Origin of the sequence: Prochlorococcus sp. MIT 1300 (assembly GCF_034092375.1) — a bacterium.
Classification (GTDB): domain Bacteria; phylum Cyanobacteriota; class Cyanobacteriia; order PCC-6307; family Cyanobiaceae; genus MIT-1300.
Map to the genome: position 1 here is coordinate 1252504 of NZ_CP139302.1, position 26161 is coordinate 1278664.

Below are 26161 nucleotides of genomic sequence, written 5' to 3' on the forward strand. Positions count from 1 at the left end.
CGATTTCTTAGTTTGTGTCCAGAGTTTATTTATGGATTCATAAGACCCAGAGGCCCCAAAAGCCTAACTATTAATGGAAGTAAGAGTAGAACTGTTATTAATCTGACGGCATGTAGTGCTGCGACAGCTGCTCCTACTCCTAATTCTGCTCCCACTAGGCTCATTCCACTTATTCCCCCAGGAGCAGCTCCTAGAAGAGCTACTAAAGGATCTAGCCCTAATAACCTGCTACTCCAAAGCCCAACAACAATTCCTGTCAAAACTAGAGTAGTGGTAATCAGAATTGCTGGGCGCCAAAGTGTTTGTAGTTGTTCGAATGATTCTCTTGTAAGCCCTGTACCAATGACAGTTCCTATAGCTATTTCTACAGCTGTTCTAGTACCTACAGGCCATTGTGCTGCATCAAGTCGACCGCTAAGGCTTACAAAGCCTGCGCCGAGTAATGCGCCTGCCAAAGGTGCAGCAGGAATACCGGTAAAGAGCATTAATAGGCCAATCGTTGTTCCACCTAATAGGTAAATAAGCAAATTTGATAATTGAAGAGTCATGATTAAATTCTGCATTTTGTAAGTTTGCCTGGATATGAAATTTTTACCAGATGCTTTTTTAAGACTTGAGGTCTTTGAATCTTTGTGTTGTTATCGGAGCAGGTTATTTTTCTTCTATGACCTCTTCTTGTTCTTTTCGCATCACTCGTACCACTGAAGATCTTGCTCAGACAGTCTCTGCTCTTTCTCAGAGATTGGTGAAACTAGAACAAAAGCAAGAGTCTTTGGAATTGCTCTTGAGGCAACGCCAAGTTGAGCCTGATCCTGAGGAGATGGCAATGCTTGATGGAGTCGATCAGCTTTTGTTGGAATGTAAAGAGCTTTTAGATGGCTCAGAACAATTAAATGAGGAGGATGACTCATGGTCTTGTGATGAAGACAATATTGCTGCTTGAAGGCCTCTTTAGGTGGCAAAATAAAAAAAATAAAGGCAACCATGGCTTCTACCATTTCTGCCTCAGGCTTTAACCATTCACCTCGATCTAATTTGTCTAAGACTGCCTTTACCACAAAGGCTTTCTATGAGGGTGGCCATCAGTTAGAGAAGCTTGAATTTGCTTTGGCAATTTCTGAAGCTCGTGGAGATCAAATTCGTTCAGCAGTGCTAAGAGCTAAAATTGCCGATCTAGGAGGAAATGTTGAGGAGCCAGGTACCTGAATTGATTATTTTCCCTTTCAAAAAATTTGACTTGTTGCTTTAAGATCTTTTAATCTTGAGAGGTGTTTATCTTCGATGTCCCTTTCTGCATTGATTCCAGGTTAAACTTCTCCAATAAACGATTTTTTTAGCACAATTTTGACATCTATTCTTGTGAGATCCCAATTCACAATGAAAGCTCCAAGCGAACAGCGTGAGGCTTATATGAACGCTGCCGATAATTTATTTGATTCTGCTTGTGCACAAGCAGAATCAGGTGATCTTCAGGGAGCAGGTGTTTTGATTCTTAAAGCACTTGATCAGGAAAGAAGAGCAGGTGGAGTTGGTCCTCAGGTTTTACAGTTGATAAAACCAAGGTCTTGACTAGTTGCCTTTTTTACTTAGTTATAATTTTATCTATAATTAATTTACAGGATTGATCTTAAGAATAATCCACTGGAATAAATTTAGTATTGAAGCGGGTGACCGGACTCGAACCGGCGACGTTCAGCTTGGGAAGCTGACATTCTACCACTGAATTACACCCGCACACTTTATATATTACTGCTATCTAGCAATAGAGCTTTCTAGGTGATATTTAGTGAAGTATTTTCTGCGCAGCTGCTAATCCTGCCCCCATATTATTGTTAAGTCCTAGCGTCTGCAGGGTTGCTTCTATTGAGGCTATTGCAGTTAGAAGGTCTCGATCACTAACAAATCCAAGGTGGCCTATCCTGAAAATCTTTCCTTTTAAGTGGTCTTGCCCTCCAGCCAGGAGGATGTCATATCGATTTTTAATTTCTTTGCGCAGAACTTCTGCATCAATATTATTCGGTACAACTGAGGTAATTGCTGGGCTGCCAAAGCCATCAGCAGCATATAAAGACAGTCCAATAGCCTTCATACTTGCTTGTGCTGCCGCTCGGTGACGAGCATGCCGATTGAAAATTGCATCTAATCCTTCTTCCTCCATCATTGCTAATGCTGCTTCAAGCGCAAAGTAGAGGTTGACTGCAGGTGTAAATGGGTTGCTATTTTGGGCAGCAGTTTTTCTATATGGCTTTAGGTCCAAATAAAACTTTGGCAGGTTTGATTTGTCTGATGCTTTCCAAGCTTTTTCACTCATAGCGACAAAGCTGAGTCCTGGTGGCATCATGTATCCTTTTTGAGAACCAGATGCAACCACATCTAGACCCCATAAATCCATTGGAACATTGCATGCACCCAGGCTTGTGACACAATCAGCAATCATTAATGCAGTGCCATGAGAATTAACGTATTTACTTATCTTTTCTAAATCATTGAGAACCCCAGTTGATGTTTCCGAGTGAGTAATAATCACACCTTTAATTTCTTTTGAGGTATCTGATTCAAGTGCTTGCTTGAAAATATCAGGATCAAGAGGTTGGCCCCATTCGGCTTTTATAACTTCGACATCTAGCCCATAAGACTTAGCGACTTTGACCCACCGTTCCCCGAATTTGCCATTGCTCCCACATAAAACTTTATCGCCGTAGCTGAGAGTGTTGATGATTCCTGCTTCCATTGCTGCAGTGCCGCTACCGGTTATCACAACAACGTCATTGGATGTTTGATGCAGCCAACGCAATTGTTCATTGGTACGTTTCACTATGGTTTGGAACTCCCCACTTCGATGTCCGATTGGGTGACGCCCCATTGCTTTAAGGACTGTTTCTGGTACTGGTGTTGGCCCAGGAATCATTAGGGTGAGCTTGTCCTTCACGGTCTCATGGCTAACACTTGAACATCTTAAAAAACCATCTACTTAGTTAGTCCTTTGAGAGAAATTTTCTCCCCCAGAAAAACTAGATTCACATTACCTATTTGGGTCGCAGCGGCAGCGCGAGCTGCAACTCAAGTACTAATCGGGATGAGTTTTCAGTCTGAACAAGAGCTTTGCATCCCTAATGAGAAAAAGAAAATTTCTGTTTCTGTTGCATCGGCAGCCAAGGTTGGGACATGTGATGGGGCCTTGGGGATTAGTTTTTGTCACTCTGGGTTAGGACTTGACTTAACCCAAGGTTTGGAGGCTTGGGTATATGTTCAGTGGGATGAGGAACACATATATTCCAATGCTTTAGAAGCATCCCAGATCGAAAATAACCATCAATTTTTTAGTCTGGTGCCTGGGACTGGTGTAGGACGTTATCAAGTGGATGGATCTATTTGTGCTTCTAAATTTGCCTATGATTTGTTGAAAATTAATTTAAGACCTTTAGTTCCTATTGGTCGTTACCTAAGATTAGAGGTTGTTTTCCCAAAAGGCAGTGATCTTGCGGCAAGAACAAGTAATGAATCTTTTGGAGTAGTTGATGGATTATCGTTAATAGGAATTACAGCAGAAGCTCAAGTTAGCGCTTCTCCAGAACAGCTTAATAAGAATCTAGAAAAACTTGCAAGTATAACTGACCATAAGGGTTTTGATGGCTTCCTAACTTTGGTTATAGGCGAAAATGGGCTCGATTTGGCTGCTAGCACAGGTTTAAATGTTCATCCGATTTTAAAAACAGGTAATTGGGTAGGCCCTTTATTGATCGCTGCGGCAAAGGCGAATGTGAAGCAGTTAGTGTTGTTTGGTTATCACGGTAAATTAATTAAATTAGCAGGTGGCATATTTCATACACATCATCATTTGGCTGATGCTCGACTAGAGATTTTGAGTGCCTTAGCACTGCGTACAGGCTTGCCTGTGGACTTAATAAAATCTCTTATTAGTTCTGATTCGGTTGAGCATGCATTTAAAACCTTGACATCTATAGATCCTTTGTTGTCAAAAAGGCTTTGGGAACAGCTTGCTGGAGAAGTGGAGAGAAGAAGTTCTGAGTATGTTAAACGTTATTGCGCAAGCAAAATGTCTATTGGCTCCGTTTTATTTGATCGTTCTCGCAAGGTTAGAAGAGTTGGTCCAGTTGGTTTGGAACAACTATCAAGCTTGGGAATCAGGTCTTTGTGTTCCAGTTGAGGAACTATTAACTAATCTAAGTTTTAGCAAGGCTGGTTTTTACGATTTTTCGTTCATATGTCTGATTCCATCTCTCAAGCTCAAAGAGAGCCTGCAATAGTAATTCTTGATTTCGGCTCACAGTACTCTGAGCTCATTGCACGGCGCATCAGGGAAACAGATGTCTATTCATTGGTGATTAGTTACGGCACCTCCGCTAATGAATTAAAAGCCTTGAACCCTAAAGGAATAATTTTGAGTGGAGGCCCTAGCTCTGTGTATTCAGAAGGGGCTCCTCTGTGTGATCCAGCGATATGGGATCTAGGTATTCCAGTGCTTGGAGTTTGTTATGGAATGCAGTTGATGGTGCATCAGCTAGGAGGTGAGGTTCAGCCTGCTACAGGGAAAGCTGAGTATGGGAAAGCACCTCTTTATGTAGATGATCCAACAGCATTGCTTACTAATGTCGAGAGTAGTTCCACAATGTGGATGAGTCATGGTGATGCAGTTAAAAAGTTGCCAAAAGGTTTTGTGCGTTTAGCACATACTGCTAATACATCTGAGGCTGCAATCGCTTCTCATGAATCTGGTCTTTATGGGGTTCAGTTTCATCCTGAAGTTGTCCATTCTGTCGACGGAATGGCATTAATTAGGAATTTTGTTTATAATATATGTAATTGTGAACCGGATTGGACTACCAGTGCATTTATCGAAGAGGCTATAACTCAGGTAAGGAACCAGGTTGGAGAAAAAAGGGTTTTACTTGCATTGTCTGGAGGGGTAGATTCTTCTACATTGGCTTTTTTATTGCATCAAGCCATTGGAGATCAGTTGACTTGTATGTTTATAGATCAAGGCTTTATGCGTAAGGGTGAGCCTGAATTCCTAATGGAATTCTTTGATAAAAAATTCCACATTAATGTTGAATATATTAATGCACGTCAAAGGTTTATAACTAAACTAGAAGGCATTATTGACCCTGAAGAAAAGCGCAAAGTAATTGGCGCTGAGTTTATTAGAGTTTTTGAGGAAGAAAGTAATCGCTTAGGCCCTTTTGATTATTTAGCACAGGGAACTCTTTATCCTGATGTAATAGAAAGTGCAGGCACTAATGTAGACCCAAAGACTGGTGAAAGAGTTGCCGTTAAAATTAAGAGTCATCACAATGTAGGTGGTTTACCTAAAGATTTGCAATTTAAATTAGTTGAGCCTTTGAAAAGACTCTTTAAAGATGAGGTAAGGAAAGTTGGCCGCTCTTTAGGCTTACCAGAAGAAATAGTTCGCAGACATCCTTTCCCTGGCCCAGGGCTGGCAATTCGTATTTTGGGAGAGGTTACAAATGAAAAATTAAATTGTTTGCGAGATGCAGATTTTATTGTTCGAGAAGAAATTACTAATGCTGGTTTATATCACGATATTTGGCAGGCTTTTGCCGTTTTGCTTCCAGTGTATTCAGTTGGAGTTATGGGAGATCAAAGGACATATGCATGGCCAATTGTAGTTAGATGTGTCTCCAGTGAGGATGGTATGACTGCAGATTGGTCAAGACTGCCCAATGATCTATTAGAATTAATATCAAATCGTATTGTAAATGAGGTGAAAGGTGTTAACAGAGTAGTCCTAGATATTACCAGTAAACCTCCTGGAACAATTGAGTGGGAGTAATGAAATCAATTCATAGTTTTTTATCTATTTTGTTTGGCACAATACTGATCTTTGCCTTGCTTGGATCAATTAGTGGAAGTGCAGAAGTTTTTATTTTTGGGATTGTCTCTTTAATTCTATTGGTTATATATTTCCTCCCTTCGTTAATTGCTTTTTCAAGAAAATGTCCCAGTGCCTTGGCAATTACTGCACTTAATTTATTTTTAGGTTGGACTTTATTCGGTTGGGTTGCGAGTTTGGTTTGGGCATTGAGGAATTATAATTACTAGGGTTTCTATTTCTAATGAAAGGCTTTTCAATATTAATTGCACTGCTAGGGGTTCAGTTGATATGTCAGGGCTGTGCCTCTAGGGATTATTTTAATTATTATTCATGTGATGGACAGGAGATTCTAGGGACTAATAAAACTCCTTTTAGAATATCGCTTAATGATAGAAAAGTAAAAATAAAATCTTCTGGAAAGGAGCAAACCTTTTTTTTAGGCAAGGAGTTGGATGGGTTTGCTACCTTGGAGAGAATTGATTCTTCCAATCTTTTAATAGATTATGGGCCAACCTCTCTTTTGCCTAAGGGATTTATCGATTTGAAGTCATGTGAAATGTATCCGTTTGGTAGATAGATTTTGACTTTTATGGGTGGTAGCTTTTCTCTCATCTGATCTTTTAAGCGTAAAGCGGTTGTGATTGTGTTAGAGAATGAATTCCATTTATGTTTTTAGGGCTGGTTTCAAGCATTCGATGCCGATAGTCTGGAGCACTGGCCAATAGCTCATTGACAGCTACTCACACTCAGGACTTCCGTCTGCAGCGTCGTCTTCAGCAGGACAGTATTCAGCTTTCAGGAAAAACGGTTTATATAAACCCTTTCCTTTATTGGCGTCGTTTTGATACCAATACAGATCGATGGCTAAGAGAACCCGGACAATTGGGTGAAGATCAAATCACGCTGAACCGAAGTCGTTTTTACCCAGAACTGGAATGGTCTTTATTAGATGATTCACAGCGGAATCTCAAAGATGCTGCGGTGGAAATGTTCCTTAAAAGCCTCGAATTGATAGGTACTTTTCATCCAGACCTGACAGCTGGCCAATTGTTGGAAGTAGAGAGAAAGATGACTGTTACTAAGAAGGAGGCTTTTGAGCGTTGGGTAGGGAAGTCATTAAGGAGGCGCTTAAATGAAGAATCAAGAGAAAAGCAGCGCTTTGAACGAGAGAGAGTTTTCAGGATGTGGAGAGAGTGGTTCTGCCTAGAAGCTAGTCATCAGGCCATGGGGGTTTTTCTCGCGACAGTAATTTTGTCTGGTTTTGTGGGTTGGTCGATAGGACTATCGAAAACCACTTCAACCACATTTTTGGTACCGTCTGAGCAAACTGGAATTAGATAGACCCTGAGGCTGCTTATGGCCGATGAATCTTTTGACAACATTCGCTTGTCATTCATGCAGGATGTACTGCCTGTTGGAATTGCAATGTTTGAAAGAGCGCGCCAAGGAGGCGCTGAGAAGCTTGTAGAGGCATTTACTAAATCCACTGCTCCTCTGGAAGAGCTGCGTCTGGAAGGAGAGCCTGCTGCTAGATCACTTCGTGATCGTTTAGATCAGGTAGCCCCTGGTTTGGGGAACCCTGTGATGTCAGTCAATGTTGCAGTTGAGAATGAAGAGTCTGTTGATGAATTGTCGTCTTTCGTCGAGAATCAAGAAGAGGAGGAACTCGCTTTTGTTCTTACTAGAATTGAAGCAAGACTGCATGAATTGGAAGATTGTTTGATTGATCATGAAAGTCATTCAGATGACTTGCCATTGGATTAAGGATTAAATGAATGGCTAAAAAGCCTAACTATTCAGGTATTTCTAATCAAAGGAACGCTGGCATATATAACCAATCGACACTATTTCTTTTGTTGATTTTATTTTTTTGTAGTGCAATTTCGGGACGTTTATTTTGGCTCCAGGTCTTAAAAGGTAACAAGTATAGGGAAATGTCAGAACAGAATAGAATTAGATTGGTCGCCAGATCTCCCATGCGAGGGCGACTTCTTGATCGCAATGGAGAGGTTCTTGCTTCTAATAAGTTGAGATATAATTTATATATTAAATCTCGTTTAATTAGGTCAATAGATTGGCCTTCCATGAAAGAATCATTATCTAACTTGTTAAAAATTGATTCAAATCTCTTGGAGAATCGATTTCAGCTTGGTCTTGACAAGGATAAGCTTCGTATAACTTTAGCAACAGATTTAACGCCTCAGCAAGTTCTTCGTTTTAAAGAGCAATCAGATGAATTATTAGGCGCACAAGTTGATATTGAGGTAGTTCGCTTTTATCCTCATAGAACTTTGGCGGCTCATGTATTGGGTTATACACAACCTATTACTAATGAGGAGTTCAAGGTTCTTTCTTCAGATAATTATGTAATACAAGACAGGATTGGACGTACTGGATTAGAGGCAGCTTATGAGTCGCATTTGCGTGGAGAATGGGGTGGGGAGATGCTTGAAGTTGATGCGGTTGGGACAATACAACGTAGTCTGGGTCAGAAATCGGCAATTCCAGGTAAAGATCTAACTTTAACTATTGATCTTGATTTGCAAAAGGCTGCTGAGGATGCACTGGCTACAAAAAGAGCTGGTGCAATTGTTGCCTTAGATCCTAGAACTGGTGCTGTTCTTGCTATGGCTAGTCGACCAGGCTTTGATCCAAACTTTTTTTCGAAATTTTTTACTAGTCAAAAAGAATACGATCAATTATTCCTTTCTTCTCAAAAGCCTTTATTTAGCAGAGCAGTTAACTCATATGATCCAGGTAGTACTTGGAAACCAGTAACTGCTGTAGCTGGTATGGAAACAGGTAAATATCCTTCAGATGTAGTTTTAATGACTACATCATGCATTAAATATGGATCACATTGTTTTTATGAATATAATCGACGTGGATTTGGAAAGATTGGATATGAGGACGCTTTGCGTTTTTCAAGTAATACTTTCTTTTACCAAATTGGTATAGGAGTAGGCTCCAAAGCTCTTTATAAAGCTGCCAAACAATTAGGTTTTGATGCACTTACAGGAATTGAGCTGTCTTATGAAGAAAGCAAGGGCATTGTTGGTAATGAAGAATGGGCAGAAAAAGGTCGGGGTTGGGGAGAACCAGGAAAAACCCCATGGATTCCCGAAGATATGGCCAGTGCATCCATTGGGCAGGCTGTTGTGCAGATAACTCCTTTGCAACTTGCAAGGGCATATGCCGTGTTTGCTAATGGGGGATATCTAATTACTCCTCATTTGGCTGCTCGTGATATTGATTGGTATTCATCAAAGCGCCGCAGGAAGGTTCGCCTGAAACCTTCAACTCTTGAGACTATTCGCAAAGGGCTTCGCAAAGTTGTCGAAATTGGAACTGCTGCCCCTATTAACTTGCCTCATTTACCTAAAATTGCTGGTAAAACTGGAACCGCAGAAGATAGCACTGGGGGCAATGATCATGCATGGTTTGCATGTTTTGCACCTTATGAGAATTCAGAGATTGTTGTTGTCGCTTTTGCACAAAATACGCCTGGAGGTGGCTCTGTACATGCTTTACCTATGGCTAGACAAGTTCTTGAGGCCTGGAACCAGGGTAGGGTTCAATCTGCTTTTTGAATATTTGAATTAAGCAGCTAATTTGTCTGAGTCTTCAAGAACCTGTTTGTAATAATCTCTGAGTTGGTTTGTTGCTCCAGACCAACCCCAACGTTCTGCTTCTTGTCTGGCCGCTTTGCGCATACCTTGTCTCTCTAGATCATTTCCGAGAATTATTTTTGTGGCTTGTATCAGGCTATCTGCTCCTCCATTAGTTCCGTCTGGGTCATAGAGACAACCATTTTCTCCATTAGTAATAATGTCGGGGATTCCTCCTTTGTTGGCTCCTACAACCGGGCATCCTGCAGCCATAGCTTCTAGGAGGACTAGCCCTAATGTTTCGGTACTTGATGGAAATAAAAATGCATCGCCACTTGCATAGGCGCTTGCTAACTCCTCGCCTTCTAAATAGCCAACGAAAGTAGTAGCAGTATTTTCGAAAATCTTTTCTAATTGTTGTCGATAAGGACCATCACCAACTAATGCCAAACGAGATTTGGGCAGTGCTTCTAAAACGGGCTTTATTCGTTCTATTTGTTTTTCAGCAGAAAGGCGTCCTACATATATCAAAAGCTCCCCTTCGTCTTCGTATTTGCCTAGTAAACGTTTTCGCATGCTTTCATTTCTTAAATTTGGTCTAAATAAGTCTGTGTCTACTCCTCTTTGCCATAAAGCAGTGTTTTGTATTCCTTTTTCGCTGAGCTCACTAACCATTGCCGTGGAGGTGCAAAGATTTAAGATTGCCTGATTGTGCGCGGCCTTTAATAATTCCCATAAAAGTGGTTCAAGCATCCCCATCCCATAATGTTCAAGATATTTGGGAAGATGTGTGTGGTAGCTAGCTAATAGAGGGATTCCATTGGTTTTTGCTAGCCAAATGCCTCCTAGCCCTAGTACTGCTGGATTTACTACATGAATCAAATCTGGTTGGAATTGTTCCAGGGCTTCAGAAGTAGCAGGGCCTGGTAGCCCTAGCTTTAGTTCTGGATATAGAGGTAATGGCATTGCCGGTACCCCTGTGACTTTGGCGCCCAAAAATTCTTTAGGAGCTCCTTCGGGGCAAAAAACTAAAACTTCATCCCCCGCCTCAATTAGATGAGGGATAGTTTTAGTGAGCCGAGTCACGATTCCATCCACCTTGGGGAGGAAAGTCTCTGTGAAAAAGGCAATCTTCACTGGTACAAAGAGATGCTTAGGAGTAGACCTTTAGGAAGTCTTGTTAATGGCTTTAGCTTGAGCTGAGGTCCATGCAGAAATACATGGAATTCGTTGCTTGTCACAACGATCAGCCCATTTACGAGCAACATCTACAACTTCGGCTAATAAACCATCATCGAGTGTTGTTGGCTTTAGTCCTAGTTCAATGAAGCATCGGTTGTCTACGATTAAATCATTTTCAACTGCTTCGTTCCTTGGGTTAGGTAAGTAATTAACTTTTGCTCCTGTAAGCGAAGCGACCTTTTTAGCAAGTTCGCCAACTTGGTGACTTTCAGTCATTTGATTGAAAATCTTGACCCTTTCCCCTTTTTCGGGAGGGTTCTCTAAAGCGAGTTGTACACATTTCACTGAATCCCGTATATGTATGAAGGCACGAGTTTGACCACCAGTGCCATGCACAGTGAGTGGATATCCAATTGCTGCTTGCATGAGGAATCTATTTAATACTGTTCCATAGTCACCGTCATAATCAAAGCGATTGGTTAAACGCGGATCTTTACTGGTTGCTGCTGTGTTTGTACCCCAAACTATTCCTTGATGGAGATCAGTAATGCGTACATTGTCGTTTTTGTTGTAGTAAAGGAATAGAAGTTGATCGAGTGTTTTTGTCATGTGGTAGACGCTGCCAGGACTGGCGGGATGAAGAATTTCTTCTTCAAACCGACTTCCATCCGGTTGAGGTACTTCGACTTTGAGATATCCCTCTGGGATAGTCGCTCCTCGATGAGAGCCGTATCCATAAACACCCATAGTCCCTAAGTGAACTATGTGAATATCGAGACCACTCTCAACTATTGCAGCCAAAAGATTGTGAGTACCGTTGACATTGTTATCAACGGTATATCTCTTGGTTGCAGTGGATTTCATTGAGTATGGCGCTGCACGTTGTTCAGCAAAGTGAATTACTGAATCAGGTTTTTCTTCTAGAAGAAGATCGAGCAGTTCTTGATATTCATGCGCTATGTCTAATCGTAGAAAGCGCATTGGCTTTCCACCTGTTTCTTCCCATGCTTTTAAACGGTCTCCAATGCTCGAAATCGGAGTCAGTGACTCGACTTCGAGATCAATGTCGATTTTCCGACGACTCAGATTGTCCACTATGAGAACTTCGTGGCCTTCATCAGCCAGGTTTACAGCACATGGCCAACCACAGAATCCGTCGCCACCAAGAACGAGAACTTTCACCCCAAACTCCTGCAGGAAAGAGCAAGTCGCTCATTTCACGCAAGCTACTACAGGGTTTTCAGCTAAGTCTCAGAGTTACAGCAATCAAGGACGTCAAAAGCAGTAATCCCAAGGCCACGATTAGCCCAGATCGATTGCCAGCACTTGCTTTTGTCTCAATTACTTCAATTTTGGGTTCTTTTGCAAAAGCGTTGAGTCTTCCACCTTCTTCTTTTGTTACTGCCACAAATTTCCTTCGACTCGGCGGAGACTATTGACCTAAGTGCTTAGGGATTCTTTTCCGTTACTTTCCGTTATGGAAGGCAGTCTTTATTTTGCAACAAGTCCAGTGCTTGGTGAGCTGGCCGATGCTGCTATTTGTTCAGGGATTCGTCCCGCTAAAAAGGCTTTTCGGCCTGCTCTAACGCCCTCAGACATTGCTTCCGCCATTTGGGGCGGATTTCTTGCTAAAGCTATGGCTGTGTTCACTAGAACGGCTGAGGCGCCCATTTCAAGGGCTTGGGCGGCTTCACTGGGAACCCCGATACCAGCATCTACGACTACAGGGACTTTTGCATTTTCAATAATTATTTGGATATTGGCTGCATTTTTGAGACCTTGACCAGAACCTATTGGTGATCCCAATGGCATGACTGTTGCACACCCAACTTCTTCTAGTCTTTTTGCTAAGAGAGGGTCAGCATTGATGTAAGGAAGTACTGTAAAACCTTCTTGAACAAGCTTTTCAGCTGCTTCTAAGGTTCCAATGGGATCAGGAAGAAGATACTTTTTATCTGGAATTACCTCTAATTTGATGAAATTATTGTCTTCTTGACCAGCTAATTTCGCTAATTCTCTTCCCATTCTTGCCACTCTGATTGCCTCGTGGGCATCGGAGCATCCAGCAGTATTTGGCAGCATCCAAATCTTTGACCAATCGATTGCTTCAAGAAGTCCTTCATGCCCTTCTGTCTTATTTTGGACTCTTCTGACCGCTACCGTCACCATCTGGGATTGAGAACTCCTCAGGCTTTTGTTCATTAAATTCAAGTTTGGAAACTTGCCAGTTCCAGTGAATAAGCGACTGTGGAATGTCTTGTTGTTGATAGTCAGAGGGTCGATCGAATGAGAAGACATGAGTGCGTTTGGTAATGTTTTCAGGCAAAGGCGTGCATTTTTGAACAACCGTTTTCAGCCAATAGGCTTTAAGTTGCATTCATCATCAGGTGTTTGAATGTTTTTTCTGTTGGCAACTGATCCCCCAGTTTTAGCTAGGCCTGCGCCTGATCCAAGCCTGCAGCCAGGACAGGCTTATCAAGCTCTTCCAGTCATTCTTGAGGGCTCAGTTGAAAATTTTGATCCTGTAGCCAGAGCTCAGCAACTCGCAAAAACTATGCCTCGCAAATGGTGTGGTTTTTACGAACCTTTCGCGAATGCTTCTAAGGTGGCAGTGATATTGGACTTTAGAGAAGTTAATGCTGTAGGACAAATGGTTGCGTTGAATGGAGAGATGCAATTAGGCAATGTTAAAACTCTTGTGCAAGGCAACTTAAATGCAAAATCGGATCAATTAGAAATTCTACCTATTTCAACTGAGTTGATTCCTGGGATTGAAAGTGGCGGCAGCTTTATGGGATTAGAAGGTATTGAACTGTCTGGTTGGACTTCATCAAGTTTTGCCAACCCTGGAGGTAAACTTGTATTAAATAAGTCCTGCGCAGATATATCTTCAGAACCCCCTGTCGTCGATACTATTTGGTGAGTCGACATTGCCTATTTTCTCAAGTCTCTTTAGTTGTTTTTGTGCTGTTTTATTGTTTGGCTCAAAATTCAAAACTTTTTGATATAACTCTATTGCCTCCTCCCTTTTCATGAGCTTTTCTTGCGCAAATGCAAGATTATTTAGTGCCACTGGATAATCTTCTTTAGCCTTTAACGCAGTTTTGTAATGTTTGACAGCAGCTTCAAAATCATCTTGTGCTGCTAACGCAAAACCAAGTGCATTTTCGATTAAAGCAGTCGCTTCATCTGGTTCATTCTCAAGTCTCTTTAATGCTTTTTTCAAGGTTGTTACTGCTTGTGGAAAAAGTCTTTTTCGCAGTTGTACAGATGCTAATTCGTAGAGATCTGAGGCCTCTCTTGAAGATGCTGCACCGCTTTTTTCAAGCTTTAATAGATTTATTTCGTCTTTGCGTGTGCGAAGTAATTGTCTCCCTACAAGGACTGCCAAGATAGCTAGTAGGCCAACAAGGCCAATTAAGTAGGTTTCAGGTTGTAGAAGTTTCATGGTTGACGTTCTCCGGCACTGGAGAAGAAGATCCCAAGAGTTGTTAAATGGTTAGTTATGAGGAGATGATGGGACAGATTCGTTGGGCGTTCTTTTGCCCATGGTTCCTGCCTTTAGAAGCATTCATAAATTGTGCTGAACGGTAAGTGTATATAGATCTTTTAAACAAGAAGAGATTTACAATTTTTTTGTCTTAATAAGCTCAGCTTTTGATTGAAGCCAAGACCGTTTCAAAGCTTTTAGGATCAGCAACCGCAAGTTGAGCCAACATTTTGCGATTTAGCTTTACGTCTGCTTTTTTTAAACCACCAATGAAGCGGCTATAGCTAATTCCGTTCGACCTAGTTGCGGCATTAATGCGAGCAATCCATAGGCGCCTGAAATCTCTTTTGCGTTTTCTTCTGTCTCTGTAGGCATTGCAAAGAGCCTTCATGACTCTTTGGTTGGCAGTTCGAAATAGTGTTCCGTTACTTCCACGGAACCCTTTCGCGAGCTTCAGGATTTTATTTCGACGTTTGCGGGCAACATTGCCTCTTTTGACGCGGGCCATGGCAAGGATTAATGAAAAGGCAAGAAGATTTACTAGAAACTTTTGGGGACTTTTAAGCGTAGGGGAGCATCAAGCTCACATTTTCCGCATCCCTCTCGTTTACAACAGCTTTGGTCGCAAGATGTCGCTTAAGTTTTGGACTCTTGTGATCTAAGAGATGATTGCGGAAGGCACGTCTACGCAAGAATTTGCCTGTACCAGTTGCTTTGAACCGCTTAGCGGCTGCTTTGCGGGTCTTCAGCTTTGGCATGTCCCACCCAAAATGCACAAATATCAACACTACTGCCTAGACCTCCCTAAAGCCAAGCCCGAGACTATGTATTAATCAAAATTTGTTCAATGGCGGCAAAAAAAAATTCAACAAAATGGCTTTCTAGTCCTTTCTGGATGAGTGCTGGGATCCTTGTGCTTACTTTGTTTTGTGGGGCTTGTAAACCTGATTCCTCTAGTTCAACGGGTAAAGAAATTTCTATAAGTGCGAAATCATTAGATGTTCCTCCGACTCATAGAAAGGTTCCTTTGCCCCCGCTGATTGTGCCTTCAAATCCAGTTATATGGGTTTCTTTAGCTTCCCATTTGGGGGGGAGGTCGACTGAAGGTGTTCCTGTGGCTCCTCTTGTACTCAAAAGTCCTGATACACCTTTGGTCCTTCGTGATGCGAATGGCTTGGAATATCAAGCCTTAGAGATTCTCCTGAAATGGCAGAGTTTTCCTTTGGGGAGCCCATACAAGATTTCTCGCAAGGTTGCAGGTCCATTTGCAAGTTTTGAATCTGCTGAGCGTTTTGCTTTCGAATTACGTAATTCGGGATTGCATCCTGTAATAGCTCGCCCAGGTGAATGGGAAGTTTGGTTGCCTAAGGGGATTTCATTTTCTGCAAGTGTTCCAATGGAATTACGTGAGCAGACAATTGTCACATCCATTCAACCGGTTCTTCAAATTAATGGCTCTGAAAAGGTTTTAAAAGGTCCTATCAATATAGAAGCTAATAGTGGATTGATTTGGGATGGGGGGGTTTACCAAGGTCCTTTTGTTTTGCAAGCTGATGCTTATGGCAGCTGGACTCTGGTTGAGAAAGTTCCATTACAGCGTTATTTAGAGGGAGTTGTTCCACATGAAATTGGCTCATCTTCTCCCAAAGCTGCTTTAGGTGTGCAGGCTGTACTTGCAAGAACATGGGCTTTAGCAAATAGCCATAGGTTTTTGATTGATGGATATCATCTTTGTAGTAATACTCAGTGTCAGGTCTATAAAGATCCCAACTACGCGAATTCACTGGTTAAAGAATCTATTAAAGAAACTGCTGGTTTTATTTTGAGTTCAAATAAAAAACCTATTCATGCTGTTTATCATGCAAGCAATGGAGGCGTTATTGCTTCCGGGACTGAGGCATGGGCAATTGACCCTTTGCCTTATTTAAAGACTAAGTTGGATGGTCCGCCTTCCTGGAACAGGAGTTATAGACTTCCTTTAAGCACAAGTGTCGATGTTAAGGATTTACTCAAAAGGGGCAAAGAGGCCTATGGGAGTAACCATAGACGTTTTCGATGGACTATGACTCTTACAGATTCGGCCTTGAAAGATGCTTTGGGCGAGCAGGGTAAGAACTTGATTCTTCCTTTGGAAGTTAATGTTTTAAAACGTGGAACAAGTGGAAGAGTATTAACGCTACAAGTGAGGGGGAAAAAGCAAAAATTTTCAGTGATATTAACTTTAGATGCTATTCGACGTCGATTACCTCAGCTCCCCAGCACCCTTTTTGTTGTTTCGTCACCAAGTGAAGGAGACTGGCGTTTTGCAGGTGGAGGATTTGGCCATGGTGTAGGTCTTTCCCAAGCAGGAGCAATAGATTTGGCGTCCCGAGGATGGCCTATAGAACGGATTCTTGATCATTACTATCCAGGAACTAATTATGCTCCTTTGCCTGGCTTTTCAAAAGCCCCTTAGAGTCCATGAACTTCTTCACCAATTATGGCCGCAGCTTTTGCTCGTATTGGTGACAATCGTCAAGTTAAGACAGCATTGTTTTTAATTGCTTGTGGATGGGCAGGAGCAGCTCCACATTTTTTGCTGACTCAAGCTACCAAGCTTGTCCCTGCAATCGCTTTGGCAATTTTGCTAGGTGGATATGGTTTGCAAAAAGTACTTGTGGATCGAAGAAAGACTTTTTTGAATACCTTAGAAGTTCCAATTGATTTAGCGGATGCCGGAGATTGGCCTTCGGTGGATGTTTTGGTCGCTGCTAGAGATGAAGAGGCAGTCATTACAAGGTTGGTTGAACGCCTGAGTGCTCTTCGCTATCCCGAAGGGAAGCTGAGCATTTGGATTATTGATGATGGCAGTCAAGATCGAACGCCAATATTGTTAAAGAATTTGCGCGAACAATTTCCCATATTGCATGTGATTTGCCGTGATAAGGATGCTGGTGGTGGTAAATCAGGTGCTCTAAACGCAGCTCTGACCTCTGTCAATGGTGATTGGTTGCTTATTCTTGATGCGGACGCACAATTTCAGCCTGAATTGCTATTGCGTGTAGTTCCTTATGCAGAAAAGGCTGGTTGGTCGGCGGTTCAGCTTCGCAAAGCTGTTGTCAATGCTCAACAAAATCTTTTAACTCGTGTTCAGGCTATGGAAATGGCCATGGATGCATTAATACAGAAAGGTCGACTGGCGGGAGGGGGTGTTGCTGAATTGAGAGGGAATGGTCAGTTGTTACAGCGTGAAACTCTTCAAAGATGTGGTGGATTTAATGAAGAAACAGTTACTGATGATTTGGATTTAAGTTTTAGATTTTTAACTCTTCGAGCAAAGATTGGGATCCTTTGGAATCCTCCTATTCAAGAAGAGGCCGTTGAGACTTTCTATGCTCTATGGCGGCAACGTCAGCGGTGGGCAGAGGGTGGTTTGCAGCGATTTTTTGATTATTGGCCAGTTTTGACCTCAAAGCAATTATCTATTTCACAACGTTTTGACTTGTCTTGTTTTTTCCTTTTGCAGTATGCGCTGCCAGTTGTGTCTATATCGGATTTAATAACCACTATTTTTGTAAGGACAACTCCTTCATACTGGCCCTTATCAATAGTTGCATTTTTGGTTTCCGGCTTGGCTTATTGGCGAGGTTGCCGTACCAAGAGCGAGGGACCAACATTGCCTGCACCAACTTTTGGGTCATTGTTAATAGCAATAATTTACTTAGTCCATTGGTTTGTAGTTATCCCTTGGGTCACAATCAAAATGGCAATCTTTCCTAAACGGTTGGTTTGGGTAAAAACCACTCATGCTGGGCGACAAAGTTAATATTATAGCTTTTATTTAGGATTCTATGTCTATTACTTTTCCATTAAAGAAATCAGCAAGATTTTGAGCTTTATTCTCAATCTCATCTTGTTTGGCTGGTGAAATTTCGTCTGAGTTACTGTCATTTATTGCTTCTTTTTTTGACGCAGAATCATCTGCTTTGTTTTGGATTGTCTTTGTATTAATAATTGGCTTACTAAGTCTCTCAGGATTTGAATTATTTACTGGAGAAGATGATGTTGGTTGATTTACTGGACTTACGGTATTTTGTTTTTGGATTATCAGCCGTCTAGAAGCGCCTAGTGCCTTGCCAAGTGCTTCCTCTAGAAGGGCCGCACGACTTTGAACCATGCTCATCCAGTTTTCCGAAACTTCAACCACTGCTTTATCTCTAGTGAGTTGGACTAATTTGGCTTGTTGAGAAAGCAACATTCTGGTTGATGGTAGTTCTAATCGGCCTAATACTTGTTGCCATAGTTCAGGTAATTTTTTAGAGGCATAATCTTCTATTTTGTTCGCATTATTTGAAATCAATTGTGGAGCTCTTTCATTTGCTTGAAGATCTGTATTTATTTGTTTTGATTGAGTTTGTGAAGGTATGGATGGTTTTGCCGATCCAGCTGACCCTTGCAGGATTTCTTTAGGTTGAATTTCTTGTATGTTTTTATTTTGGTTTACTGAATGCAACATACTTAGGAGGAGTACTTCAAGCCAAAGACGTGGTTGCATACTTTGTCGCAATTGGTATTCAGTACCTTTTAAGTTATGTTGCCAGCTTAATAGCTTTGAATGTTCAAGATCTTTCGAGATAGCTACTAGCTTCTTATGACTTTGGGCGGAAACACTTGTGAGTTCCTCTCGATTTGGAGCGGCTATGATAATAATTAGGTCCCGTAATATTTCGGTGATTCCCTGGAGAATTGCTATTGGCTCTCTACCTTTTTCTATAAGCTCTCTACAAGTTTCTATAATATTCAAAGGTTGTTCAATTATTAAGGCATTTACTAATTTTATTAGTTCTTCCTCAGGCACTGCACCCAATAACTCCCAGATTGTTTCTGGCTTAATGGGCCCTGGCATTAGGCTTACTTGATCTAATAAACTTTCTGCATCCCTTAACCCTCCTTGAGATCTTTGAGATATTACTTTGATTGCTTCTTTCGTAATTTCTATATCTTCTTTAGAGGCGATAAATGACAGATGATTCTCTATTGCTTCAAGTCTTATTCTTCTAAACTCAAAGCGTTGACACCTGCTAAGGATAGTAGGCAATACTCTTTGAGGATCAGTTGTGGCTAGAACAAATACAACTTGGGGAGGTGGTTCTTCTAATGTTTTTAGAAGAGCATTAAATGCTGCAGTGGAAAGCATATGGCATTCGTCAATTACATATACTTTCCATCGAGCTTGCACAGGAGCAAAACGCGATCTTTCTATCAATTCTCGAATATTATCAACACCTGTATTGGAAGCAGCATCTATTTCGATTACATCTAGTGCGGTGCCTTTTGTAATTGCCTGACAGATTTCACACTTACCACAAGGTTCAGGAGTGGCGGTTTCGCTACTAAGACAATTTAATGAACGTGCAAGTATTCTTGCACTGGATGTTTTACCCGTACCTCTTGGCCCACTGAATAGATATGCTGTCGCTATTCGATTGGTAACTATGGCTTGACTCAGTGTTTCTGAGATAGCCTCTTGCCCTACCAACTCTCGAAAGCTTTGGGGTCGGTATTTATGGTGAAGTGGTTGGTAAACCATGCTGATAGGTTAACTGTCAGGAGGGTAAAAGATTTAGATTTGATTGTTGGACTTGGCCAGCAAGATATTAATTCCTTCTTCTAGATTTTTAAGTTTAGTAAGCTCGTCGGCAATAATTTGACCTTTTACTAAAAGAGGTGAAGAATTAATTTCTTTTGATTTTTTCAGCCGCGTATTTGGCGAACTTGTTTTATTTTCTTCTATTTCTTCCAGTATTTGTTCAAGTTTTTTCAACAAGATAGTCTGTATATTTATTAATTCTGTCAACCTTTTTTGGGCTATTTTTTTTGAGTCTAAATCAAGAGATTTTTTTTGGAGCAATAGGTTTAATCCTTTCCATAGCAGATCAGGGATTGCATTGCCTAAAGCCTTCGCACCTAATATGCTTTTTTGAGATAAGTTTTCCAGTTGAACACTTCGATGACGCCCTGTTTTGCACCAGTTGGCAAAATGTTCACAGTTGTTAAATAGTAAGTTATATTTTTGTTCTCCTATGCGACTCATGGCTCGCCTAAGAGTAACTCCTGCAGATACTGCCTCGTCATGATCAACTATTTGGATAACTTCTCCACCAGCAAATTCATTCATAGGACTCCTTAGGATTTCTCGCCCTTCTAAGTAATGAGCCACCGTTCCATCGCCTAGGTCTATGCCATGATGTTGAAATAAACCATGCTGCCTAGCTACCTGAAGATGGTCGCCAGCAACCATTGGATTAGGCAGTCTCTGATTCTTGTTCGGTTCTTTCTTCAGTTGGATTTAAGGGTAAGATTTTTGTACCAGTATGAGCGTCTACCATTGATCTAGTCACTGTGAAGTTTTTTACATCCTTATTAGATGGAAGGTCATACATAAGATCAAGCATTAGCTCTTCAACTATTCCTCTTAATGCTCTGGCCCCTGTTTTTCTTCTGAATGCTTCTTGGGCAATTGCTTCGACTGCTGTTGTCTCAAATTCCAATTGAACATTATCCATACTTAAAAGGGTACTGAATTGTTTTACGAGTGCATCACGTGGTTCTGTAAGAATTGATTCCAATGCTTGAGCATCGAGAGGTTCCAATACAGCACTTACAGGCATTCGCCCAATAAATTCTGGTATGAGTCCATACCTGACTAAGTCATCAGGTTCGAGACTTTTGAGTATATGAGTTGTATTTAGCTCACGATTTATTCGAGTGCGGCCGCGACTTTCACTTTGCATAAAACCGATGCTGTTGCGCCCGAGTCTTTTTTGGACAACTTCTTCTAGACCTACAAATGCTCCACCACACACAAAGAGGATTTGACTTGTATCGATTTGAATGCAGTCGTGGTGAGGGTGTTTTCTACCTCCTTGAGGAGGCACATTTGCGATGGTTCCTTCAAGCATTTTTAATAAGGCTTGTTGGACCCCCTCTCCAGAGACGTCTCTAGTAATGGAAGGGTTCTCGCTTTTTCGAGCAATTTTGTCGATTTCATCAATATAAATAATTCCTCTTTGCGCTTGATCAACATCCATATCTGCTTGTTGAAGCAGCCTCAGGAGAATATTTTCGACATCCTCTCCTACATACCCAGCCTCTGTGAGTGTTGTTGCATCAGCAACTGCAAAAGGAACATCTAGTAATTCAGCAAGTGTTTGTGCAAGTAATGTTTTGCCGCAGCCAGTTGGCCCAATTAAAAGAATATTTGATTTTTGCAATTTGGTAGATGTTTGATCAGCTTCTGCTTTTCCATCTCCTTGCCATGCAAGGCGCTTGTAGTGGTTATATACAGCCACTGAAAGAACTTTTTTTGCTGCTTCCTGACCAACTACCTGTTGATCAAGGAAATTTTTGATTTCGAGTGGCTTAGGTATTGACGCAAGAGTCGGGGCTGGTTTCCCACTATTTCGAACTAACTGAGAGCCTTTGCGAACAGTGTCCCCATTGTTGCGGGGATTACCCTGGCTGTCTAAAAGCTCTTCATCCAAAATCTCGTTGCAGAGATCTATGCATTCATCGCATATATACACGCCAGGACCTGCGATTAGCTTTCGTACTTGCTCCTGGGATTTCCCGCAAAAGGAGCATTTCAGATGGGCGTCGAACTTAGCCATCGGGCTCTAGTCGCTTCAAGTAAGAGGATCACAGATCTGACAGAGGTGTCAGCCTGAACTAACAGGATCGTCCCGAAATGGAGCTGCGTCAGCTTTCCGTAACGATTCAGATGTTCTAGAGACTGTCAACAACTTGATCTATCAGGCCGTATTCAACCGCTTCTTGCGGGGAAAGAAAGTGGTCTCGGTCAGTATCTTCAGAGATTTTGTCTAGTGATTGACCTGTATGGTCCGATAAAAGCTTATTCAGTGTCTCTTTGAGGTAAAGGATTTCTTTCGCTTGGATTTCAATTTCCACAGCTTGACCTTGAGCACCACCTAAAGGTTGATGAATCATGATCCTGGCATTTGGGAGAGCCAGTCTTTTCCCTTTGCTTCCACCTGATAGCAAGAAAGCACCCATACTTGCCGCTAAGCCATAGCAAATGGTGACTATGTCAGGTGCTACTTGTTGCATGGTGTCGTAGATGGCTAAACCTGCTGTTACAGAACCACCTGGAGAGTTGATGTAGATGCTGATATCTTTTTCTGGATCTTCAGCTTCTAGGAAAAGCATTTGAGCGACTAATGCATCTGCAACTTGGTCATTAACCTCTGTTCCTAGAAAAATGATTCTCTCTCGTAGGAGCCGTGAGTAGATATCAAATGCTCGCTCGCCTCTACCTGACTGTTCAATGACCGTCGGCAAAACTCCATGGGCTGATGAAGGAAGATGTCCTTTCCATTGGTTGTGGATTGGGTGGGTGCGATAAGCATTAATCACGCTAAACAAAAATTGAGGTGTGCGTTGTGAGCAATCTATTTGTAGAAGTTAAGTCTTAGGGGTTTTTGAAGAAGGTTTTTTGGCTGTCGATGCGCTTTTGCCTTGATTCCCTTTTTTAGTATTTACTGTTTTTGTTGTGGGAGATTCCTTTGTTGGAGTGATTTCTATGATTTTATTATTTGTGCCTAGCCATGCCAATAATTTATCCTTCAATAAATCTTCTTCAACTATTGTTTTTAATTTATTGAAATTGATATTGCGCTCGCCTGCAAGTTGTTGCTTGACCTCATTGAACTTTTCCTCAACCTCTTTGTCCTCTAGTTGTATGTTTTCAGATTTTGCCAAAGCATTTAGCGCTAATTTCTCTTTGAGGTTTTCTGTCGCTTCTCCTCTTGAAGACTCCATTAATGATTTAACCAGATCTTCAGTAAACATTGACTTGACATCCATTCCTTGTTGAGCAAATTTGGATGCAGTTTGTTCTACAATACTTCTGATTTCATTTTGAATTAGTGTTTCAGGAATGTCTACCTCTAATTCATTGACAATTGCTTTTACTAGTGCGTTTTTTTGGTTATTTTCGTTGCGCCTCTTAAGATCTTCTTTGAGTCTTTCTTCAAGCTCAGAGCGAAGTTCTTTGAGGGTTTTCTTGTCACTGGCTTGTTGAGCAAAAGCGTCATTTAGCTCCGGAAGCTCTCTCTGTTTTAGCTCCTTTAGCTTGATCAAGAAGAATGCTTTTCTTCCACGGGCTTTTTCATTGGGATATTCATCAGGGAATTGACACTCTACTTTTTTCTCTTGATTGGTTTGCATTCCAATAATCCCTTCAATAAAGCCAGATATCATTCGACCTTCCTCTAAATCCACATCCATAGAATCTGAGCTCCCTCCTTCAACTTCAGTTCCATCATCTTCAAATGTTCCAGTGAAACTTATAACTGCAACATCTCCCATACTTGCAGACCGATTTTCCACTGGTACGAGGGTTGCTAATTGTTTTCTAGATTGTTCAATTAGTTCATCCACTTGACTTGGATTGAACTCTTCTTTTTCGGCTTTGGCTTCTAGGCCTGTTGTAGCTTTGAGGGTTGGAGTAGGAGATATTTCTGTTTCTAGAGTAATTGTTAATGATTGATCTGGATTAAAGGTTTGGAGTAACGCTTCGTATCCACCAGGCACTGTTGGTTCCGAGATTGGCTCGATGGCTTCTTGTTTTAGAGCTTCTTGCCATGTTGCATCAATGAGATTTTCTAAGGCAGCAGCCCTTATGCGTGTAGTGCCAATTTGCTGTATTAGGACAGCTTGGGGGACCTTGCCTTTTCTAAATCCTGGCAGCTTTACCGATTTACTCAAAATCGTTAAAGCCTTTGTATAGCTAGCTTTACAGCGATCAGCCGGGACCTCCATTTCGATTGAAAGGCGACTTCCGGGAAGTTGTTTGGTATGGACCTTTAATGTGACGACACTCATGGGTGAGCTTCATATCCAGCTCAGTACCTTAAGTAACAGTGGGTTTTCCGCTCGCCACGTATTGTGGCTTCAACGTTTTGCATTATTCAAGGGTGTAGTTCTTGAAGAGTATTTGTTTGGGCTCTTTAGCTGGCTCGACCTCCTGCTTCTTGTTCTATAGCTGAATAAATCGATTGCTTTCCTCCATTTTGTTTCCGGACCGCCCTCTTACCGTTGCTGTTTTAGGCGCTACAGGTGCTGTTGGGGAGGAATTGGTAAGTTTGTTGGAAGAGCGAAACTTTCCTGTTGGCGAGCTTCGATTACTGGCGTCTAAGCGATCTGCAGGCAGTTTGAGGGTTTGGCGAGATAAGCCCATCAAAGTAGAAGAAGTTAATGAGGCTGCCTTTCAAGGTGTTGATTTAGTCCTTGCCTCTGCTGGTGGATCTATTTCAAGAAAATGGAAAGAAGTCATTCTTTCAGCGGGGGCTTTGATGATTGACAATTCAAGCGCATTCCGCATGTCAGCTGATGTGCCTTTGGTTGTTCCAGAGGTGAATCCTGAGGCAGCAGCGAACCACAAAGGAGTTATTGCAAACCCTAATTGCACGACAATTCTTCTGACCTTGGCCCTAGCACCTTTGGCTAGAAGGTTTTCAATGCGCAGAGTGTTGATTTCAACCTATCAATCTGCTAGTGGAGCTGGTGCACGTGCTATGGAAGAGTTAAAAGTACTTAGTAGGGATGTTTTGGAGGATAAGAAACCAATAAGCGAAGTACTTCCGTATTCATTAGCTTTTAACTTATTCCTTCATAATTCACCTCTCGCATCTAATAGTTATTGTGAGGAGGAAATGAAAATGGTTAATGAGACTAAGAAAATTATGGGTCTTCCTGATTTACTTGTTTCGGCTACCTGTGTTCGCGTGCCGGTACTCAGAGCTCATTCGGAGGCGGTAAATATAGAGTTTGATCAAGTATTTGATTTGGAGGAAGCTCGTCACTTGTTAAAAGAAGCACCTGGTATTGAGATAATTGAGGATTTTGAGTCCAATCGTTTTCCGATGCCCGTAGATGTAACTGGTCGAGACTTAGTCGCTATTGGTCGTATTAGAAAGGACATTAGTCATCCCAATGCTTTGGAGCTTTGGCTTTGTGGTGACCAGATCCGAAAAGGTGCAGCTCTTAATGCGGTTCAGATAGCTGAATTATTTCTGACTAGAAGATGAGTTCTGCCGCAGCACTTTCGCCCACCCCTTTTGGTCGTTTGCTTACGGCCATGGTGACTCCTTTTGATCTTGAGGGACATGTAGATTTGGCCTTGGCAGGACGCTTGGCGCGTTATTTAGTTGAGGAAGGGTCAGATGGATTGGTTGTTTGTGGGACAACCGGTGAATCGCCAACTTTGACCTGGAAAGAACAACATCAATTATTAGAAACGGTCAGACAAGCTGTAGGCTCAGGGGTGAAGGTTCTCGCTGGTACTGGTAGCAATAGCACTGCTGAGGCCGTTGAGGCCACATCTCAGGCCGCTGCGGCTGGCGCAGATGGTGCTTTGGTAGTAGTTCCTTATTACAACAAGCCGCCTCAGGAGGGTTTGGAAGCACACTTTCAAGCAGTTGCAGCAGCTGCCCCAGATTTGCCATTAATGCTTTACAACATTCCTGGAAGAACTGGTTGTTCAATTTCGCCCAAAACTGTTTCGCGACTAATGCAATACCGCAATGTAGTGAGTTTGAAAGCTGCCAGTGGGTCTACTGATGAAGTAACGCAATTGAGAATGGAATGTGGTTCTCGATTAGCTGTTTATAGCGGTGATGATGGTTTGCTTTTGCCAATGTTGGCCGTTGGTGCAGTAGGTGTGGTTAGTGTGGCTAGTCATTTAGTTGGTCGACGCTTGAAAGCAATGATCGATGCTTATTTAAGTGGCCAAGTTGCTATTGCATTGGATCATCACGAGAAACTGCAACCTCTTTTTAAGGCATTATTTATGACTACTAACCCTATTCCAGTTAAGGCTGCTCTTGAATTAAGTGGTTGGCCTGTTGGGTCCCCAAGAAGTCCTTTGCTCCCTTTAAATCCGGCAATGCATGATTCATTATCTAAAACCCTCCTTGCCCTGCGTCAAACCTGACGCCATGGCTGTTATGCGGTTTGAGTTTGTTGCCA

The 26161-nt window shown here is 41.8% G+C and carries 28 protein-coding genes and 1 tRNA gene; 14 read left to right on the top strand and 15 right to left on the bottom strand.

Going from position 1 to position 26161, the window contains the following annotated elements; all coding sequences use genetic code 11:
• Nucleotides 1-29: 29 nt before the first annotated feature.
• A complete protein-coding gene (locus SOI83_RS06510) occupies nucleotides 30-563 on the bottom strand; it encodes an AbrB family transcriptional regulator (RefSeq protein WP_320675889.1) in 534 nt (177 codons plus the stop codon).
• A gap of 101 nt (nucleotides 564-664) precedes the next feature.
• On the opposite strand from SOI83_RS06510, the gene SOI83_RS06515 reads away from it, so the two are divergent.
• The 3 genes from SOI83_RS06515 to SOI83_RS06525 all read left to right on the top strand — a co-directional run bounded on the left by SOI83_RS06515 (nucleotide 665) and on the right by SOI83_RS06525 (nucleotide 1569).
• Nucleotides 665-943 (top strand): hypothetical protein, encoded by a 279-nt coding sequence (locus tag SOI83_RS06515; protein WP_320675890.1) that lies wholly within the window; start codon nucleotides 665-667, stop codon nucleotides 941-943.
• Nucleotides 944-984: 41 nt separating this feature from the next.
• Nucleotides 985-1206: a hypothetical protein gene (locus tag SOI83_RS06520; RefSeq protein ID WP_320675891.1), complete on the top strand. Its 222-nt coding sequence runs from the start codon at nucleotides 985-987 to the stop codon at nucleotides 1204-1206.
• 171 nt (nucleotides 1207-1377) lie between these two features.
• Entirely contained in the window at nucleotides 1378-1569 is a 192-nt protein-coding gene (locus SOI83_RS06525; RefSeq protein WP_320675892.1) for a hypothetical protein, read from the top strand.
• A 93-nt stretch (nucleotides 1570-1662) separates the two neighbouring features.
• Here the strand turns inward: SOI83_RS06525 and SOI83_RS06530 are convergent.
• Nucleotides 1663-1734: transfer RNA gene (locus tag SOI83_RS06530), tRNA-Gly, on the bottom strand.
• Nucleotides 1735-1783: 49 nt separating this feature from the next.
• A complete protein-coding gene (locus SOI83_RS06535; protein WP_320675893.1) occupies nucleotides 1784-2929 on the bottom strand; it encodes an alanine--glyoxylate aminotransferase family protein in 1146 nt (381 codons plus the stop codon).
• A gap of 54 nt (nucleotides 2930-2983) precedes the next feature.
• On the opposite strand from SOI83_RS06535, the gene cbiD reads away from it, so the two are divergent.
• The 6 genes from cbiD to mrdA all read left to right on the top strand — a co-directional run bounded on the left by cbiD (nucleotide 2984) and on the right by mrdA (nucleotide 9444).
• The gene (gene cbiD / locus SOI83_RS06540; protein ID WP_320675894.1) at nucleotides 2984-4168 is read left to right on the top strand and encodes a cobalt-precorrin-5B (C(1))-methyltransferase CbiD; all 1185 of its coding nucleotides are present in this window, start codon (nucleotides 2984-2986) and stop codon (nucleotides 4166-4168) included.
• 57 nt (nucleotides 4169-4225) lie between these two features.
• Nucleotides 4226-5812 carry a glutamine-hydrolyzing GMP synthase gene (gene guaA / locus SOI83_RS06545; protein ID WP_320675895.1) on the top strand — a complete coding sequence of 529 codons (1587 nt, stop codon included), beginning with the start codon at nucleotides 4226-4228 and terminating at the stop codon, nucleotides 5810-5812.
• On the top strand, nucleotides 5812-6081 hold the full coding sequence (locus SOI83_RS06550) for a superinfection immunity protein (protein WP_320675896.1): 270 nt from the start codon (nucleotides 5812-5814) through the stop codon (nucleotides 6079-6081). The genes guaA and SOI83_RS06550 overlap by 1 nt, the downstream gene beginning before the upstream one ends.
• 502 nt (nucleotides 6082-6583) lie before the next feature.
• Nucleotides 6584-7195 carry a hypothetical protein gene (locus SOI83_RS06555; RefSeq protein ID WP_320675897.1) on the top strand — a complete coding sequence of 204 codons (612 nt, stop codon included), beginning with the start codon at nucleotides 6584-6586 and terminating at the stop codon, nucleotides 7193-7195.
• A gap of 15 nt (nucleotides 7196-7210) precedes the next feature.
• Complete coding sequence (locus SOI83_RS06560; protein WP_320675898.1) at nucleotides 7211-7618, top strand: hypothetical protein; 408 nt, start codon at nucleotides 7211-7213, stop codon at nucleotides 7616-7618.
• 11 nt (nucleotides 7619-7629) lie between these two features.
• On the top strand, nucleotides 7630-9444 hold the full coding sequence (mrdA, locus tag SOI83_RS06565; RefSeq protein WP_320675899.1) for a penicillin-binding protein 2: 1815 nt from the start codon (nucleotides 7630-7632) through the stop codon (nucleotides 9442-9444).
• Nucleotides 9445-9453: 9 nt separating this feature from the next.
• On the opposite strand, the gene SOI83_RS06570 is transcribed toward mrdA, so the two are convergent.
• From SOI83_RS06570 to SOI83_RS06585, 4 genes are all read right to left on the bottom strand, one after another.
• A complete protein-coding gene (locus SOI83_RS06570) occupies nucleotides 9454-10599 on the bottom strand; it encodes a glycosyltransferase family 1 protein (protein ID WP_320675900.1) in 1146 nt (381 codons plus the stop codon).
• Nucleotides 10600-10629: 30 nt separating this feature from the next.
• Entirely contained in the window at nucleotides 10630-11826 is a 1197-nt protein-coding gene (locus tag SOI83_RS06575; protein WP_320675901.1) for an NAD-dependent epimerase/dehydratase family protein, read from the bottom strand.
• A gap of 58 nt (nucleotides 11827-11884) precedes the next feature.
• A complete protein-coding gene (gene psb34, locus SOI83_RS06580) occupies nucleotides 11885-12052 on the bottom strand; it encodes a photosystem II assembly protein Psb34 (RefSeq protein ID WP_320675902.1) in 168 nt (55 codons plus the stop codon).
• Nucleotides 12053-12135: 83 nt separating this feature from the next.
• The gene (locus SOI83_RS06585) at nucleotides 12136-12942 is read right to left on the bottom strand and encodes a thiazole synthase (protein WP_320675903.1); all 807 of its coding nucleotides are present in this window, start codon (nucleotides 12940-12942) and stop codon (nucleotides 12136-12138) included.
• A 97-nt stretch (nucleotides 12943-13039) separates the two neighbouring features.
• Between SOI83_RS06585 and SOI83_RS06590 the strand changes: the two genes are divergently transcribed.
• Nucleotides 13040-13567, top strand: coding sequence for a hypothetical protein (locus SOI83_RS06590; RefSeq protein WP_320675904.1), 528 nt, complete (start codon nucleotides 13040-13042; stop codon nucleotides 13565-13567).
• Here SOI83_RS06590 and SOI83_RS06595 read toward each other — a convergent pair.
• The 3 genes from SOI83_RS06595 to rpmI all read right to left on the bottom strand — a co-directional run bounded on the left by SOI83_RS06595 (nucleotide 13535) and on the right by rpmI (nucleotide 14892).
• Nucleotides 13535-14092 (bottom strand): tetratricopeptide repeat protein, encoded by a 558-nt coding sequence (locus tag SOI83_RS06595; protein WP_320675905.1) that lies wholly within the window; start codon nucleotides 14090-14092, stop codon nucleotides 13535-13537. The genes SOI83_RS06590 and SOI83_RS06595 overlap by 33 nt on opposite strands.
• Nucleotides 14093-14294: 202 nt before the next feature.
• Nucleotides 14295-14642 carry a 50S ribosomal protein L20 gene (rplT, locus tag SOI83_RS06600; protein WP_320675906.1) on the bottom strand — a complete coding sequence of 116 codons (348 nt, stop codon included), beginning with the start codon at nucleotides 14640-14642 and terminating at the stop codon, nucleotides 14295-14297.
• Between the two features lie 52 nt (nucleotides 14643-14694).
• The gene (gene rpmI / locus SOI83_RS06605) at nucleotides 14695-14892 is read right to left on the bottom strand and encodes a 50S ribosomal protein L35 (protein WP_320675907.1); all 198 of its coding nucleotides are present in this window, start codon (nucleotides 14890-14892) and stop codon (nucleotides 14695-14697) included.
• A gap of 89 nt (nucleotides 14893-14981) precedes the next feature.
• Here rpmI and SOI83_RS06610 point away from each other — a divergent pair, with 89 nt between their 5' ends.
• Together SOI83_RS06610 and SOI83_RS06615 are read left to right on the top strand one after the other, a co-directional pair.
• The gene (locus SOI83_RS06610) at nucleotides 14982-16589 is read left to right on the top strand and encodes a SpoIID/LytB domain-containing protein (protein WP_320675908.1); all 1608 of its coding nucleotides are present in this window, start codon (nucleotides 14982-14984) and stop codon (nucleotides 16587-16589) included.
• Between the two features lie 24 nt (nucleotides 16590-16613).
• Nucleotides 16614-17939, top strand: a complete 1326-nt coding sequence (locus SOI83_RS06615; protein ID WP_320675909.1) for a glycosyltransferase — start codon at nucleotides 16614-16616, stop codon at nucleotides 17937-17939.
• 15 nt (nucleotides 17940-17954) lie between these two features.
• Here the strand turns inward: SOI83_RS06615 and SOI83_RS06620 are convergent, their stop codons facing one another.
• The 5 genes from SOI83_RS06620 to tig all read right to left on the bottom strand — a co-directional run bounded on the left by SOI83_RS06620 (nucleotide 17955) and on the right by tig (nucleotide 24016).
• The gene (locus tag SOI83_RS06620) at nucleotides 17955-19709 is read right to left on the bottom strand and encodes a DNA polymerase III subunit gamma/tau (RefSeq protein ID WP_414153444.1); all 1755 of its coding nucleotides are present in this window, start codon (nucleotides 19707-19709) and stop codon (nucleotides 17955-17957) included.
• Between the two features lie 27 nt (nucleotides 19710-19736).
• Nucleotides 19737-20414, bottom strand: a complete 678-nt coding sequence (locus SOI83_RS06625; RefSeq protein ID WP_320675911.1) for a lecithin retinol acyltransferase family protein — start codon at nucleotides 20412-20414, stop codon at nucleotides 19737-19739.
• A gap of 4 nt (nucleotides 20415-20418) precedes the next feature.
• The gene (gene clpX, locus SOI83_RS06630; RefSeq protein ID WP_320675912.1) at nucleotides 20419-21783 is read right to left on the bottom strand and encodes an ATP-dependent protease ATP-binding subunit ClpX; all 1365 of its coding nucleotides are present in this window, start codon (nucleotides 21781-21783) and stop codon (nucleotides 20419-20421) included.
• 115 nt (nucleotides 21784-21898) lie between these two features.
• Nucleotides 21899-22546, bottom strand: coding sequence for an ATP-dependent Clp endopeptidase proteolytic subunit ClpP (clpP, locus tag SOI83_RS06635; protein ID WP_320675913.1), 648 nt, complete (start codon nucleotides 22544-22546; stop codon nucleotides 21899-21901).
• A 48-nt stretch (nucleotides 22547-22594) separates the two neighbouring features.
• Nucleotides 22595-24016 carry a trigger factor gene (tig, locus tag SOI83_RS06640; RefSeq protein ID WP_320675914.1) on the bottom strand — a complete coding sequence of 474 codons (1422 nt, stop codon included), beginning with the start codon at nucleotides 24014-24016 and terminating at the stop codon, nucleotides 22595-22597.
• Between the two features lie 173 nt (nucleotides 24017-24189).
• Between tig and SOI83_RS06645 the strand changes: the two genes are divergently transcribed.
• Nucleotides 24190-25221, top strand: a complete 1032-nt coding sequence (locus tag SOI83_RS06645; RefSeq protein ID WP_320675915.1) for an aspartate-semialdehyde dehydrogenase — start codon at nucleotides 24190-24192, stop codon at nucleotides 25219-25221.
• Nucleotides 25218-26126 (top strand): 4-hydroxy-tetrahydrodipicolinate synthase, encoded by a 909-nt coding sequence (gene dapA / locus SOI83_RS06650; RefSeq protein WP_320675916.1) that lies wholly within the window; start codon nucleotides 25218-25220, stop codon nucleotides 26124-26126. The genes SOI83_RS06645 and dapA overlap by 4 nt, the downstream gene beginning before the upstream one ends.
• The last annotated feature ends 35 nt before the right edge of the window (nucleotides 26127-26161 follow it).

Excerpts from the sequence above, each read along its gene's own strand:
- SOI83_RS06560 (WP_320675898.1), top strand. The coding sequence starts at position 7,211 with ATGGCCGATGAATCTTTTGACAACATTCGCTTGTCATTCATGCAGGAT.
- SOI83_RS06615 (WP_320675909.1), top strand. The coding sequence starts at position 16,614 with ATGGCCGCAGCTTTTGCTCGTATTGGTGACAATCGTCAAGTTAAGACA.
- rpmI (WP_320675907.1), bottom strand. The coding sequence starts at position 14,892 with ATGCCAAAGCTGAAGACCCGCAAAGCAGCCGCTAAGCGGTTCAAAGCA.
- SOI83_RS06595 (WP_320675905.1), bottom strand. The coding sequence starts at position 14,092 with ATGAAACTTCTACAACCTGAAACCTACTTAATTGGCCTTGTTGGCCTA.
- mrdA (WP_320675899.1), top strand. The coding sequence starts at position 7,630 with ATGGCTAAAAAGCCTAACTATTCAGGTATTTCTAATCAAAGGAACGCT.
- SOI83_RS06590 (WP_320675904.1), top strand. The coding sequence starts at position 13,040 with ATGTTTTTTCTGTTGGCAACTGATCCCCCAGTTTTAGCTAGGCCTGCG.
- SOI83_RS06525 (WP_320675892.1), top strand. The coding sequence starts at position 1,378 with ATGAAAGCTCCAAGCGAACAGCGTGAGGCTTATATGAACGCTGCCGAT.
- SOI83_RS06550 (WP_320675896.1), top strand. The coding sequence starts at position 5,812 with ATGAAATCAATTCATAGTTTTTTATCTATTTTGTTTGGCACAATACTG.
- guaA (WP_320675895.1), top strand. The coding sequence starts at position 4,226 with ATGTCTGATTCCATCTCTCAAGCTCAAAGAGAGCCTGCAATAGTAATT.
- SOI83_RS06610 (WP_320675908.1), top strand. The coding sequence starts at position 14,982 with ATGGCGGCAAAAAAAAATTCAACAAAATGGCTTTCTAGTCCTTTCTGG.
- clpX (WP_320675912.1), bottom strand. The coding sequence starts at position 21,783 with ATGGCTAAGTTCGACGCCCATCTGAAATGCTCCTTTTGCGGGAAATCC.
- SOI83_RS06585 (WP_320675903.1), bottom strand. The coding sequence starts at position 12,942 with ATGTCTTCTCATTCGATCGACCCTCTGACTATCAACAACAAGACATTC.
- SOI83_RS06520 (WP_320675891.1), top strand. The coding sequence starts at position 985 with ATGGCTTCTACCATTTCTGCCTCAGGCTTTAACCATTCACCTCGATCT.
- tig (WP_320675914.1), bottom strand. The coding sequence starts at position 24,016 with ATGAGTGTCGTCACATTAAAGGTCCATACCAAACAACTTCCCGGAAGT.
- SOI83_RS06515 (WP_320675890.1), top strand. The coding sequence starts at position 665 with ATGACCTCTTCTTGTTCTTTTCGCATCACTCGTACCACTGAAGATCTT.
- SOI83_RS06510 (WP_320675889.1), bottom strand. The coding sequence starts at position 563 with ATGCAGAATTTAATCATGACTCTTCAATTATCAAATTTGCTTATTTAC.
- rplT (WP_320675906.1), bottom strand. The coding sequence starts at position 14,642 with ATGGCCCGCGTCAAAAGAGGCAATGTTGCCCGCAAACGTCGAAATAAA.
- dapA (WP_320675916.1), top strand. The coding sequence starts at position 25,218 with ATGAGTTCTGCCGCAGCACTTTCGCCCACCCCTTTTGGTCGTTTGCTT.
- SOI83_RS06625 (WP_320675911.1), bottom strand. The coding sequence starts at position 20,414 with ATGGTTGCTGGCGACCATCTTCAGGTAGCTAGGCAGCATGGTTTATTT.